This is a genomic window from Bacillus sp. LR--39 (genome assembly GCF_053613335.1).
On sequence record NZ_JBSIOT010001316.1, the window covers coordinates 1 to 574 of the forward strand.

1 protein-coding gene is annotated in these 574 nt (G+C 51.7%); it reads left to right on the forward strand.

Annotated features, from left to right (window positions below; genetic code table 11):
• On the forward strand, positions 1 to 574 hold a 574-nt coding region (locus ACWHAR_RS30210; protein WP_452088820.1), incomplete at both ends, for an L-lactate permease.

Genomic DNA, 574 nt, shown 5'->3' on the forward strand with positions numbered 1-574 from the left:
TTGCTGCTCACGGCAATGGTCTCCATCTGGGGAATTCCATCTGTCAAACAGGCCTTGACGGGCCATTATGAAGGTTCAAATCCATTGCTGCTGTTCATAAATGATATCGGCGGCAGGCTGACGTTTGCACCCGGCGTGCCTTTTTTGCACAATCAAATTCTCGATGGTTCCGGAAAACCGCTTGAGGCTCTTTACAAACTTGATCTCGCTGGATCGGCAGGTACGGCGATCCTGATTGCCGCCGTACTGACAAAGTTTGTCACAGGCATGCCTTGGAAAGAATGGGGCGCCGTATTTACAGATTCGCTGAAGGAACTCGGCAAGCCGATATTAACGATCGCTTCCGTCGTCGGTTTTGCCTATGTCACCAATTCTTCGGGCATGAGCACAACACTGGGCATGTCCCTTGCGATGACCGGTTCAATGTTCGCATTCTTTTCTCCCGTTCTCGGCTGGCTCGGTGTGTTTATAACCGGTTCAGATACGTCGGCCAATTTGCTGTTCGGAAGCCTGCAAAAAATGACGGCACAGTCAGTCGGAATGGAGCCGGTGCTGTCTGTGGCGGCCAACTCTT